This is a genomic window from Pantoea sp. MHSD4, assembly GCF_021043305.1.
Classification (GTDB): Bacteria; Pseudomonadota; Gammaproteobacteria; order Enterobacterales; family Enterobacteriaceae; genus Pantoea; species Pantoea eucalypti.
The window spans coordinates 54,900-67,702 of the sequence record NZ_JAJNDH010000008.1 but is presented as its reverse complement, the minus strand read 5'-3'; the positions used below and the strand labels follow the sequence as shown (position 1 = coordinate 67,702).

At 55.5% G+C, this 12,803-nt stretch carries 14 protein-coding genes; 3 read left to right on the top strand and 11 right to left on the bottom strand.

Translation table 11 applies throughout. The features are described from left to right. Positions 1-16: 16 nt before the first annotated feature. From rplI to rpsF, 4 genes are read right to left on the bottom strand one after another with little or no spacing between them, the layout of a single operon-like run. Positions 17-466, bottom strand: coding sequence for a 50S ribosomal protein L9 (gene rplI, locus LQK91_RS19745; RefSeq protein ID WP_003855506.1), 450 nt, complete (start codon positions 464-466; stop codon positions 17-19). 39 nt (positions 467-505) lie between these two features. Beyond that, entirely contained in the window at positions 506-733 is a 228-nt protein-coding gene (gene rpsR / locus LQK91_RS19740) for a 30S ribosomal protein S18 (protein WP_002210155.1), read from the bottom strand. Positions 734-737: 4 nt separating this feature from the next. Continuing rightward, the gene (gene priB / locus LQK91_RS19735) at positions 738-1,055 is read right to left on the bottom strand and encodes a primosomal replication protein N (protein WP_010256154.1); all 318 of its coding nucleotides are present in this window, start codon (positions 1,053-1,055) and stop codon (positions 738-740) included. Between the two features lie 6 nt (positions 1,056-1,061). Then, positions 1,062-1,457, bottom strand: coding sequence for a 30S ribosomal protein S6 (gene rpsF / locus LQK91_RS19730; protein WP_003855334.1), 396 nt, complete (start codon positions 1,455-1,457; stop codon positions 1,062-1,064). Positions 1,458-1,862: 405 nt separating this feature from the next. Between rpsF and LQK91_RS19725 the strand changes: the two genes are divergently transcribed. Continuing rightward, the gene (locus LQK91_RS19725; protein WP_003855333.1) at positions 1,863-2,069 is read left to right on the top strand and encodes a hypothetical protein; all 207 of its coding nucleotides are present in this window, start codon (positions 1,863-1,865) and stop codon (positions 2,067-2,069) included. Between the two features lie 49 nt (positions 2,070-2,118). Here LQK91_RS19725 and yjfP read toward each other — a convergent pair whose 3' ends face one another. Next, entirely contained in the window at positions 2,119-2,868 is a 750-nt protein-coding gene (gene yjfP, locus LQK91_RS19720; protein ID WP_105100029.1) for an esterase, read from the bottom strand. Between the two features lie 159 nt (positions 2,869-3,027). Between yjfP and LQK91_RS19715 the strand changes: the two genes are divergently transcribed. After that, positions 3,028-4,959, top strand: a complete 1,932-nt coding sequence (locus tag LQK91_RS19715; protein ID WP_008925792.1) for a methyl-accepting chemotaxis protein — start codon at positions 3,028-3,030, stop codon at positions 4,957-4,959. Between the two features lie 56 nt (positions 4,960-5,015). Beyond that, positions 5,016-5,342, top strand: a complete 327-nt coding sequence (gene bsmA / locus LQK91_RS19710) for a biofilm peroxide resistance protein BsmA (RefSeq protein ID WP_003855330.1) — start codon at positions 5,016-5,018, stop codon at positions 5,340-5,342. On the opposite strand, the gene LQK91_RS19705 is transcribed toward bsmA, so the two are convergent. The 6 genes from LQK91_RS19705 to LQK91_RS19680 form a co-directional block, all read right to left on the bottom strand. Then, positions 5,316-6,944 carry an isovaleryl-CoA dehydrogenase gene (locus LQK91_RS19705; RefSeq protein ID WP_039659428.1) on the bottom strand — a complete coding sequence of 543 codons (1,629 nt, stop codon included), beginning with the start codon at positions 6,942-6,944 and terminating at the stop codon, positions 5,316-5,318. The two genes, bsmA and LQK91_RS19705, sit on opposite strands and share 27 nt — an antisense overlap. A 220-nt stretch (positions 6,945-7,164) precedes the next feature. Beyond that, entirely contained in the window at positions 7,165-7,899 is a 735-nt protein-coding gene (gene rlmB / locus LQK91_RS19700) for a 23S rRNA (guanosine(2251)-2'-O)-methyltransferase RlmB (protein ID WP_003855328.1), read from the bottom strand. 68 nt (positions 7,900-7,967) lie between these two features. Beyond that, entirely contained in the window at positions 7,968-10,457 is a 2,490-nt protein-coding gene (rnr, locus tag LQK91_RS19695; protein WP_039659429.1) for a ribonuclease R, read from the bottom strand. A 16-nt stretch (positions 10,458-10,473) separates the two neighbouring features. Beyond that, complete coding sequence (gene nsrR / locus LQK91_RS19690) at positions 10,474-10,917, bottom strand: nitric oxide-sensing transcriptional repressor NsrR (RefSeq protein WP_003855325.1); 444 nt, start codon at positions 10,915-10,917, stop codon at positions 10,474-10,476. A 218-nt stretch (positions 10,918-11,135) separates the two neighbouring features. Then, complete coding sequence (locus LQK91_RS19685) at positions 11,136-12,434, bottom strand: adenylosuccinate synthase (protein ID WP_008925795.1); 1,299 nt, start codon at positions 12,432-12,434, stop codon at positions 11,136-11,138. Between the two features lie 164 nt (positions 12,435-12,598). Continuing rightward, a complete protein-coding gene (locus LQK91_RS19680) occupies positions 12,599-12,799 on the bottom strand; it encodes a DUF2065 domain-containing protein (protein ID WP_033743145.1) in 201 nt (66 codons plus the stop codon). Between the last annotated feature and the right edge of the window lie 4 nt (positions 12,800-12,803).

Genomic DNA, 12,803 nt, shown 5'->3' with positions numbered 1-12,803 from the left:
TGCTCAGTTAATAAAATTAACCAGCAACAACTTTCACGTTCAGTTTAGCGAAGACTTCGCTGTGAACCTGGAAGCTTACTTCATGCTCACCGGTAGTGCGCAGAACGCCGTTCGGCAGACGAACTTCGCTCTTAGCGACTTCAACGCCAGCTGCAGTAACTGCATCAGCGATGTCGCGGGTACCGATTGAACCGAACAGTTTACCTTCATCGCCCGCTTTAGACGTGATGGTTACAGTGCCCAGTGCATTGATTTTCTCAGCGCGTGCAGTTGCTGCAGACTGAACGTCAGCCAGTTTGGCTTCCAGTTCAGCACGGCGTGCTTCGAAGAACTCAACGTTTTTCTTGGTAGCAGGAACAGCTTTGCCCTGTGGTACCAGGAAGTTACGAGCATAGCCCGCTTTAACGTTAACCTGATCACCCAGGGTGCCAAGGTTTGCTACTTTATCAAGCAGAATAACTTGCATTACCTTATCCTCTTAAAGTCGTTAATGGACAGTTGCCGATTACTGATGACGATCAGTGTACGGCAGCAGAGACAGGTAACGCGCACGCTTGATGCAGCGAGCCAACTGACGCTGGTATTTTGCACGAGTACCGGTGATACGGCTCGGGACAATTTTACCGCTTTCGGTAATGTAGTTTTTCAACGTTGCGATGTCTTTGTAATCGATCTCAACAACGCCTTCCGCGGTGAAACGGCAGAACTTGCGACGACGGAAATAACGTGCCATTAGGCTAGTCTCCAGAATCTATCAATTCAATCTGCTCGGCATGGAACACCACTTTGCTCTGGCCATTTCGTGCCTGATGGCAACTAATGAAACCGTCGAGTGTGAGTTGCGTGCCGACCGTTATATGTTGAGTAATCACCTGATGGGCGCTGCCGCTAATAATAACAGGCATACGACACCAGGCTTGCCGGTGAAACCCGGCCTCCTCCTGCACTGAGCGGTGCTCAAGCACAAACTGACAGTGAGGAATTCCTGACGGGCTAACTCTTCGAACCGGTGTCTTGCACACAGTGCCAGACAGGCGAAGTCGATTGACCGTCACGATGGATTACTCTTCAGAATCCCCAGCATCTGACTCATCAGCGGATTCGTTAGCAAAATCTTCGCGACGATCACGACGCTCATCTTTCGCTTTAACCATCGGTGATGCTTCAGTTACCGCGTTTTTAACGCGCATAACCATGCTACGGATAACGGCGTCGTTGAAGCGGAAGTTCGTTTCCAGCTCATCGATCGCTTCCTGCGGCGCTTCAACGTTCATCAGAACGTAATGCGCTTTGTGCAGTTTATTGATCGGGTAAGCCAGCTGACGGCGGCCCCAGTCTTCCAGACGGTGAATCGTGCCTTCAGCACCAGTGATAGCACCAGTGTAACGCTCGATCATGCCAGGAACCTGTTCGCTCTGGTCAGGATGAACCATAAATACGATTTCGTAATGACGCATCGAAATTGCTCCTTACGGATTATTCAGCCTCCTGTCGGGGTCAACCGCGGCCCATGGAAGCAAGGAACGTTATAGGCTGTGTCCCACAAAGGTTCGCAGTGACGAGCGTTTGTGGGACACAGCCTGAGAATGCGGCTGAAAAATTGACGCGTAATCATACCGGCGAAGGTGCCTGAACTCAAGCGCACATTTAAACAAATCGCAGGCGTCGTGCCAGATATCGGGGGCTTTTTGTGCTAATGACGTAAATACAGCAGGTTGGGCGGCGAAGGTTCAAAAATGCTGACAAAGAGGTTCAGGTGGATGATCTGGCGATAATTTACTCAGTCGCTAAACTGATTAGAGACGTCACGGTTCGCTTAGTGGCGTCACGCAGAGTGTGTTCCCTGAAGTGAGGAGTCGGGCATGAAAACGTTCGTCATCGCCACTTTACTGGGTCTCTTCCTGTCTCCACCCGCTCTTGCCAGCCATGCTGACTGTGCGCAGCAGATGAGAAGTCACAGCAGCGAAGCGGCATCGGGTTATGTTTACGTTAACCGGCTGGATACGCCGGAAAGAAACCCGGTTAATGCGCCTGCCAGCGCAGCAGAAAAAGCGTCTGCGTTCTGGTAAGTGCTGGTAACTTTACGGGCGGCAGAGTCCTTCTCCGCCCGTTCATTATTTATAGCTGCTGTTTAAAAAAGCTGACCAGCGCCGTTAATGCAGAGGGCGTGATCTTATGCCCGATCTGTTTTTCCGACAGTGAGGTCAGATGCTGCGCCAGTCCATTGTCACGCAGCGCCCTCTCCAGCCGGACACTCTCCGCCCAGGGCACAACCTCATCCGCTTCGCCATGCCACAGCAGTAGCGGACGGTTAGCCAGTGCCTCCAGATGGTTGCAGGGATCATAGTCCGTCAGGGGAGCCATGCGGGCCGCAAACTGCGCTTTCTGCTCCGGCGTATCAGCCACCAGTGGTGGAAACAGCGATTCGCTCAGTTGCATAAAATAGCCCGATCCCATCATACAGGCGACGCTCTGGATCTGCGGATAACGCGCCATCGCGCCCAGTGCTGTCATGCCACCCATCGACGCACCCGCCACTGCGAAACGCCTGTCAGCGATCAGATTGTCTCTACGCAGCGCAGCCTCCAGCCATGGCAGCTCATCAATGTTCTGTTTCAGAATCTCCCAGAAGCGGCCCAGGCGTGCATTGGCATCACCGTAATAACGCGCGCCGTGCAGCTCCGCATCTGGCATCACCGCCCGAAACCCCGCCTGTGCCAGCGCCACGGCGAAATAGGCGTAGACCTCTTTTGATGAGGTAAAGCCGTGATAAAACAGCACGGTTGGCAGTGGCTGATGCCGTTGTCCGGCAGGCGTGGCGTGCAGGCATTCGATACCGGCCAGTGTTTCTGTAGTGAGTTCAATCATGGTCTCTCCTGAGAGGCAGCAAGGCATGCCGATCAAGTCTGTGTTCTGCGGGTTGATTTGCGAAATCACCCGCTCCGCTTAGCTGTCTAACTTCTCCCTAAACTTTTCCCGCACTCTGCCGTTGATCGTGTACTCCCTTAACTTGATCAAAGGTAATTTATGAAGCGTCTCTCTCTCAGCGGACTGAGTCTCGGAGTTAAGCTGTCTGTACTGACGTCTCTCAGCGTTGCACTGCTGTTGCTGGTGCTGACACTGACTCAAAGCCACAACGCCTCGCGCCAGCTGGAAAATCTCGCCATCGATGACATGCACAACCAGGTGCAGGGCATCAGTGAAATGGCCACTATGTTTAATGCCACCCTCACCGAAGAGGTGGCTCACTATACCGATCTGTTTACCAGCTTCCTGCCTAAGCGCTTTAGCCTGGATGAAAGCTCGCGGGTGCAGGTCGGTGCCTTTTCGACGCCAGTGCTGCGTGCCGGGTTGAAAACACTGAATCTCGATCAAACTGCCGTAGACGATTTCACCGAGCGCACCGCCGCCGTGGCGACCATTTTCGTGCGCGATGGCGATGACTTTGTCCGTGTTTCAACCTCGCTGAAAAAAGAGGATGGCAGTCGCGCAATCGGTACGCAGCTTGACCGCACCGGGGCGGCCTGGAAACGTGTTCACCAGGGCGAAGTCTACCGCGGGCTGGCGACGCTGTTCGGCCATCGCTATATCACACAGTATCAGCCGATAAAAGATGAGAGCGGTAAAGTCGTTGCCATTCTGTTCGTCGGTGTGGGTATTGATAAACAGTATGCGCTGATGCGAGAAAAAATCCTGGCGCGTAAGCTGGGTGATAGCGGTCATTTCTTCGTGCTCAACGGCACGCCCGGTAAAACGCAGGGAGCGTATCTGTTCGATCAGCACGACGAAGGAAAACGCCCCGACTGGGATGATGCAACGCTGAAACCGCTGCTGACGGAGCCGAAAGGTATGCAGCAGGTGGAGATCAATGGTGAGATGCAGATTCTGGCCTGGGAGCAATTGCCGGACTGGAACTGGGTGATTACCGGCGAAGTTAACCGCGACAGCCTGCTTGCGCCCATTACGCATAGCCGTAACCTGTTCCTGATTACCGGACTGGTTCTGGTAATCGTCTTTGCGCTGGGCTTTGTCTGGTACAGCCGTCGGGCGATTACCCGTCCGCTGCAGCAGGTGATTCATCTGGCGGAGCAGTATGCCGCCGGCAACCTGCAGGTCCATATGGATACGCTTCGTCGCGACGAAGTTGGCCAGCTGATCATTGCAATTAACGGCATTGGCGATGGCCTGGAGAAAATTGTCGGCCAGGTGCGCGGTGCGGCGCAGGAGATCAGCGACGGCACGGACACCATCGCGGCCAGCAGCCATAACATCAGCGAGCAGATCGGGCGTCAGGCCAGCAGCGTCGAGCAGACCTCTGCCAGCATGGAGCAGTTTGGTGCCACGGTTGAACACACCGCCGAAAGCCTGCGTCAGGCGATGTCACTGGTGGCCGAAGCCAGCAATATCGTCAGTCACGGCAGCAAAACCGTGGTGCGCTCTGTCAATACCATGTCAGCCATTAAGGTTTCATCGCAAAGCATTGCGGATATCACGCATGTGATTGAGTCGATCGCCTTCCAGACCAATATCCTGGCGCTGAATGCTGCGGTTGAAGCGGCGCGTGCTGGCGAACAGGGCCGGGGTTTTGCCGTGGTAGCCGCCGAGGTGCGCGCGCTGGCTCAGCGTTCCGCGCAAGCCGCTAAAGAGATCGACGGACTGATTGCGACCTCTATCAGCAACGTGGCAGAGGGCCATCAGCTCTCTGAGCAGACGCGCGATGCAATGACCAACATTGTGACGCACATCGAGCAGGTGCAGGCACTGATGGGCGAGATCAACGTGGCGGCGCAGGAGCAGGCGGCAGGTATCGGTCAGGTTAATATTGCGATGAACCAGATCAGTCAGGCGACGCACCAGAACAGCGAACTGGTGGCACAGGCGGAAAACAGCGCGCAGAACCTGAGTGATAAAGGGCACCACCTGACCCAGCTGGTCAGCGTATTCAGCCTGAAATCCTGACGTCTTTCAGGGCGATGACGTACACTCATTGTCTCGTCCTGAAAAAGGGTTTTGCTATGCGTTCTGCTTATTTACTGGTGTTCAGCCTGCTGCTGGCAGGCTGTTCGGCGTTTGACACCACGCCAAAAGCCCCGCCTGCGCCGACTCAACAGGCACAGGAGATTTCACGGGCGCAGAGTGGCGGTTTGCCGAAGCTGGGCAATATTACCGTTAACGTACACGGCTCACCGGATGATGCCCAGCGTGCCGTTGCCGCCCAGGCCAATCAGGCCGGAGCCGCTTACTATCAGATCGTGATGGTGAGCGAAACGGTCATGCCGGGCTTCTGGTACGCCAGTGCGATTCTGTACGGCGCATCACCTGCCGCAGGCACGGTCCAGTAAACGATCGGTAATCGCGGCCTCAAGCGGGCGCGAGCCACGCTGGTCGAGCCACTGCTGGCACCATGCATCCGCCAGCGGAGGTTCGGCATATTTCAGTAGCTGTGCACCCATTGCCAGCAGCAGCAGCGTGCGGGTAACCTCACGCGCCTGCTCTTCAGGAACGTGGTTAAGCCTCAGACGCAGCTGACGCCAGCGCGTATCAAAATGGCGGTTACTCCCTTTCACTGCTTCAAATTCCTGACTTAGCATCGCGGTAACCTCTGCCTGACGGGCAAGCACGCGCAGCACATCAAGGCACATCACGTTGCCCGATCCTTCCCAGATGCTATTGACGGGCATGTCACGATAGAGGCGCGGGAGCTCACTGGCCTCGCAATAGCCGATCCCTCCCAGCACCTCCATCGACTCCGCAACGAACGGCGCACCCGCTTTGCAGATCTCATATTTTGCCGCGGGCGTAAACAGGCGGGCAAAGGTGACTTCATGCGGTTTTGCCGGTTGTGACCAGGCGCGCGCCAGCCGCATCAGCAGCGCAGTTTGTCCCTCCAGCTGCAATGCCTGCTGAGCCAGAACCTGACGCATCAGCGGCTGCTCCACCAGATTTTTCCCCATTACCTGACGCTGATGGGCATGCGAGACGGCTACCGAGAAAGCGCGGCGCATCTGACCGTGACTGCCAAGGGCGCAGTCGAAACGCGTCATGCCGCCCATCTTCAGGATCAGCCGCACGCCTTCGCCCTCCTCACCCAGCAGCCAGCCAGTCGCGTCGCGAAACTCCACTTCACAGCTGGCATTGGAACGATTGCCCAGCTTATCTTTTAGCCGCTCCAGCTGGATGGCATTGCGTGACCCATCGGGTAACAGCCGCGGCAGGAAGAAACAGCTTAATCCGGCAGGCGTCTGAGCCAGCACCAGATGCGCATCACTCTGTGGCACGGAGAAAAACCATTTATGGCCCGTCAGGCGGTAGGCTTCACCTGCGCCACGCGCACCCAGCGGTTCAGCGTGGGTGGTGCTGGTGAGCAGATCGCTGCCGCCCTGCTTTTCCGTCATACCCATTCCGATTAGCAGACCCCGCTTCTGGTCGCCGGGCTGTGCATGGGTGTCGTAGCGATCGCTGAGCAGCGGATCGAGCCAGCCTTCAAAGGCGGCCGGCAGATAAGTCTGTAGCAGGGGAATGGCCGCGTGTGTCATGGTCACCGGGCAGAGCGTGCCCGCCTCAACCTGCGCATGCAGAATAAAGCGCGCAGCGCGCGCCACGCTGGCCTGTTCACGAACCGTGGGCTGCCAGCTCAGGTTGTGCAGGCGACTGGCGCAGACACCCTGCATCAGCAGATGCCAGGCGGGATGGAAACGAACTTCATCCATGCGTTCGCCACGGGCGTCGTAGCGCAGCAGTTCAGGCGGCTCAGCATTGGCGAGTCGGCCCAGCTCCAGAGACTCGGCGCTGCCCAGCTGACGACCTACCGATGCCAGCCATTCCCGATCCCATCCGGCACCTTCGCGTGACAGTGCCTCGCCAAGCGGCGTATCAGACAGAAACAGATTGCTGTTGCTCAGAGGATGAGGCTGATTAAAAACAGTGTGTGTTGTCCAGGTCATAACGGCTCCTCGCGGATGTCACTCAGTAAGTATACCCGTCGTCTTTCAGGCTGCATGTTTGTTGGCTGCGTTCGCTCACCCGAATCACTTACTCATGTAAGCTCATCGGGATTCGTTCTCTTGCCGCCTCAATGCAACCCGAAATTCTTTGGGTATATACGAATGACGTGTAGTTATGCCTGGTACAGAAACTAATTTGTGGCGAGGATCACATCGGGGATCAGGCGTTGCGCTGACGCACCGCTTCAAACAGGCAGACGCCGGTGGCGACCGAGACATTCAACGAAGAAACGCTGCCCGCCATCGGAATGCTGATCAGCTCATCGCAATGCTCACGGGTCAGACGACGCATGCCTTCCCCTTCTGCGCCCATCACCAGCGCCATCGGGCCGGTCATTTTGCTCTGGAAGACGGTATGGTCCGCTTCACCTGCGGTGCCAACGACCCAGATGTTATATTCCTGCAGCAGACGCAGAGTACGCGCCAGGTTGGTCACGCGGATCAACGGCACATTCTCTGCCGCGCCACTGGCCACTTTTTTGGCGGTGGCGTTCAGGGGAGCGGAACGATCTTTTGGCACGATGATGGCGTGAACACCGGCAGCATCAGCGCTGCGCAGGCAGGCACCCAGGTTATGGGGATCGGTGACACCGTCCAGCACCAGCAGGAACGGTTTGTCCAGGCTCTGCAGCAGATCCGGCAGATCGCCTTCCTGATACTGACGGCCCGGTTTCACCCGGGCTACGATACCCTGATGCACACCGCCTTCAACCTGGCTGTCGAGCCACTTGCGCTCGGCCAGCTGAATAACAATCCCCTGAGCTTCCAGCGCGGCGACCACGGGTTGCAGACGACGATCGTCGCGGCCTTTGAGGATAAAGACTTCCTGGAAACGTTGTGGGTCACGTTCCAGCAACGCCTGCACGGCATGGATACCAAAAATAATTTCGCTCATCGATCTGCTCAGTGTTTGGAAATGAATAAATGACCGCCCTTTCTCAGGAGAAAGGGCGGGTGCGCGCATCAGTCAGGCTGCGCCTTTTTTCTGGCGCGCTTCGCCCGGGTGGCGGCGGCGATTTTACGGGTTTTTTCCGAGACATTTTTACTTTTATTCGCGGAATCCGCAGCGGCGGGCTTGCCTTTATCACCCCGGAACGCAGAATCCGGCTCGAAGTTAGACTTCCTGCTCGCATTGCGACGGCGTTTCGTTGGGGCGTTATCGTCACGTTTTGCCCGGTCACGCGCGGTTTTACCTTCACCACGGACCTGACGCTGGCTGGAGATCAGAGCAAAGTCGATTTTACGCTCGTCCATGTGGACCGCTTCAACACGCACTTCAACCGTGTCACCCAGACGATAGGTGCGACCGCCCGATTCACCAATCAGACGCTGACCAACCGGATCAAAACGGTAGTAATCGTTGTCGAGCGTTGAAACGTGCACCAGACCGTCGATGAACAGATCGCTTAAGCGGACAAAGAAGCCAAATCCGGTGACGCTGGAGATGACGCCGTTGAAGACATTGCCAACCTGATCCTGCATAAAGTCACACTTGAGCCAGTCCGCGACGTCGCGGGTCGCTTCATCCGCACGGCGCTCGGTCAGGGAGCAGTGCAGACCCAGCTGCAGCATCTCCGGCATCTCGTAGTGATAGCCGCCGGTTGCCGTAGTGAGATCTTTGGCATTTTTATCTTTAGGCATCAGGTACTTGATGGCACGTTGAACCAGTCCCTTGCCTTCACCCTGCTCTTTCGCCAGCAGATACTTGATAGCGCGGTGCAGCGTCAGATCCGGGTAGCGGCGAATCGGCGAAGTAAAGTGCGCATAGGACGAGAGTGCCAGACCAAAGTGACCGCGGTTTTCCGGATCGTAAACGGCCTGCTTCATCGAACGCAGCAGCATGGTTTGCAGCATTTCCGCATCAGGACGATCGGCAACCTGCTTCAGCAGCGCTGCATAATCAACCGGCTGCGGTTTATTGCCGCCAGGCAGCGTCAGTCCCAGCTCATTAAGCACGGTACGGAAGCTCTTGATGCTCTCGTCGGTCGGGCGATCGTGATCGCGGAACAGTGCCGGTTCCTGATTTTTCTCAACGAAGCGTGCCGAGGCGATGTTCGCCAGGATCATGCACTCTTCAATCAGTTTGTGGGCGTCATTACGTGATGCACGCTCAACACGTTCAATACGGCGCTCGGCGTTGAAGATGAACTTCGCCTCTTCCGTTTCAAACGAGATTCCGCCACGCTCTTCACGGGCAGCTTCCAGCGCATGATAGAGGTTATTCAGCTCTTCGAGGTCTTTGACCAGCGGTGCATACTGCTGACGCAGCTCTTTGTCGCCCTGCAGGATGTTCCAGACTTTGTTATAGGTCAGACGCGCATGGGAATTCATTACCGCTTCGTAGTGCTTAAAGCCTGTCAGCTTGCCCTTGGTCGAAATGGTCATCTCGCACACCATACAGAGACGATCGACCTGCGGGTTAAGCGAACATAAGCCATTCGACAGTACTTCGGGCAGCATCGGAACAACCTGCGACGGGAAGTAAACTGAGGTGCCGCGCTGATGCGCTTCGTCATCCAGTGGCGTGCCAGGACGGACGTAGTAACTCACGTCGGCAATCGCCACCCACAGACGCCATCCGCCACCGCGCTTCTTCTCACAGTAGACAGCATCATCAAAGTCACGGGCATCTTCACCATCGATGGTGACCAGCGGCAGTTTACGCAGATCGACGCGGCCTTTTTTGGCCTCTTCCGGCACTTCTTCTTTCAGCTTACTGATCTGCGCTTCCACTTCTGGCGGCCAGGTGTGCGGAATTTCATGGGTACGCAGCGCCATATCTACGGCCAGGCTGGTGCCCATATCATCGCCCAGAATCTCTGCAATTTTACCGATCGCCTTGCTGCGACGGTTCGGACGCTGGACCAGCTCAACCACCACCACGGAACCCATACGGGCATTCATCGTCTCTTCAGGCGGGATGAGAATATCAAAACTCAGGCGACTGTCGTCCGGTACCACAAAACCTGCGCCAGCGTCGGTAAAGTAACGGCCAACGATCTGATTGTTGCGGGGTTCCTGCACGCGAACCACACGCGCTTCGCGGCGGCCTTTGCGATCGGCACCCAGCGGCTGCGCCAGGATCACGTCACCGTGCATACAGAATTTCATCTGTTCTGCGGAGAGGTAAAGGTCATCTTTCTGGCCTTCTGCCCGCAGGAAGCCGTAGCCATCACGATGGCCAATGACTTTACCGCGCAGGAGATCAAGGCGTTCTGGCAGGGCATAACACTGACGGCGGGTGAACACCAGCTGACCATCACGCTCCATAGCGCGAAGGCGGCGACGCAGCGCCTCAAGGTGCTCTTCTTCCTGCAAATTCATCTCTTCAGCCAGCTCTTCACGGCTGGCCGGTTTTTCACGTTTTTCTAGCAGAGCCAGAATAAATTCACGGCTCGGAATAGGGTTTTCGTATTTTTCAGCTTCTCTATCCTGAAATGGATCTTTTGACATAGCGGTTCCTCCGATGTCATTTAATATTTATTGCCACTGGCGATCTGGACAAGATGATCTCATAAAGTGGTGTATTGCCTTCGACCAGGTCTGCCAGGGTATAGTTATCCAGCTCCTGCAAAAATCGCTGCACTGCATCATGTAATGCCTGCTTCAGACGACAGGCTGGCGTGATGGAACAGGAGGCGCAGTCAACCAGTTGTAGTGGCTCCATCTTACGTACCACGTCGCCAATGACAATCTGGCGCGCTGGCATACCCAAACGAATGCCGCCGTTTTTACCACGCGTGGCGGCGACATAGCCCGCCCGGCTCAGCTGATTGATGATTTTGACCATATGATTGCGGGACAAACCATAGGTGTTTGTCACTTCCGTAATATTGGTCTGCTGACCTTCTGGCAACGATGCCAGATAAATCAGGGCGCGTAAGCCATAATCAGTAAAACTCGTGAGCTGCACAGTAACCTCGGTGAACCTTCAGGCGTGGCATTAGGTTATTCGCCTTACGATTGATGTCAGGATTGAATCGGATCGCCATTCGATTAACTACGATGATAAACCAGAGTCTGATCAGCCGTGCGTTTTTTTAAGCCAGCACAAGGTTTGACAAGCGAAGGGAGATTAAGTGGCATCTGAGAGTGGAAAAACAAGGGCCGGACAATGTCCGGCCTGAATGATTATGCGTCAAACGGGTCGCGCAGAATCATCGTTTCACTACGATCGGGACCGGTTGAGATGATATCAATCGGCACACCTGTTACCTCTTCAACACGCTTGATGTAATCACGCGCGGCCTGAGGCAAACCTTCCAGCGTCTTCACGCCAAACGTTGTCTCGCTCCAGCCTGGCAGGGTCTCGTAAACCGGCTCAATGCCTTCCCAGTTCTCTGCCGCCAGTGGCGTGGTGGTCACTTCGCGACCATCAGGCATACGGTAAGCCACACAGATTTTCACCTCTTTCAGGCCATCCAGCACGTCCAGCTTGGTCATGCAGAAACCTGACAGGGAGTTGATCTGAACCGCGCGGCGAACCGCTACTGCATCCAGCCAGCCGGTACGGCGGCGGCGACCGGTGGTCGCACCAAACTCATTACCCTGCGCACAGAGGAATTCGCCGGTTTCGTCGAACAGTTCGGTCGGGAACGGGCCTGCACCAACGCGGGTTGAGTAAGCTTTCACAATACCCAGAACGTAGTCGACATAACGCGGACCAATGCCTGAACCGGTTGCAACACCACCTGCGGTCGTGTTGGATGAGGTCACGTACGGATAAGTCCCGTGATCGATATCCAGCAGCGTACCCTGCGCACCTTCAAACATAATCAGATCGCCACGCTTACGCGCGACATCCAGCAGTTCAGAGACGTCAACCACCATGCCAGTCAGGATGTCAGCGACTTCCATCACATCGCTCAGCACTTTATCGAAGTCGACTGCCGGCTCTTTGTAATACTCCACCAGCTGGAAGTTGTAGAAATCGACGACTTCTTTCAGTTTGGCGGCAAATGTTTCTTTATTAAACAGGTCGCTGACGCGCAGTGCACGACGGGCAACTTTATCTTCATAAGCAGGACCGATGCCACGGCCAGTCGTACCAATCGCTTTGGCACCACGGGCACGTTCACGCGCCATATCCATCGCAACATGATATTGCAGGATCAGCGGACAGGCTTCAGAAATCAGCAGACGCTCGCGTACCGGAATTCCGCGCGCTTCCAGGCCTTTCATCTCTTTCATTAAGGCTTCAGGAGAGAGCACTACGCCGTTACCAATGATGCTGGTCACGTTATCGCGCAGAATGCCAGAAGGGATCAGGTGGAGGACGGTTTTTTCACCGTTGATGACAAGCGTGTGGCCCGCATTGTGGCCGCCTTGATAACGCACAACGTAATTCGCGCGCTCAGTCAGAAGGTCTACAATCTTACCTTTACCTTCGTCACCCCATTGGGTGCCCAGTACGACGACGTTCTTACCCATTTCTCAAAATCACCGATTGCTTAAAAAAGGATTCTACCATCTGATCCTATGCTTTTCAGCACTTTTAGCATACGATTGCGCGCTTTTTTGCCTGCGTTTTGATCACTACAACATATTGGGGATAACGGCGCAAAGAGGCACAATTTAGCCGATCTTCTCCCGGTTTACAGGTTGCCGTGCAGACTCAGCATGCAATAGATCACCATGCCAGCCACCACCAGTCCACCACCAAATCGGTGCAGCAGGCGATCGGGTAAACGGCTCATCGTCAGGATCATGCGTCGCCAGGCGCGTGGCATAAACATCGGTCCCAACCCTTCCAGCACTAATACCAGCGCCAGTGCCATCCAGATGCTCGTTTTCATTCTG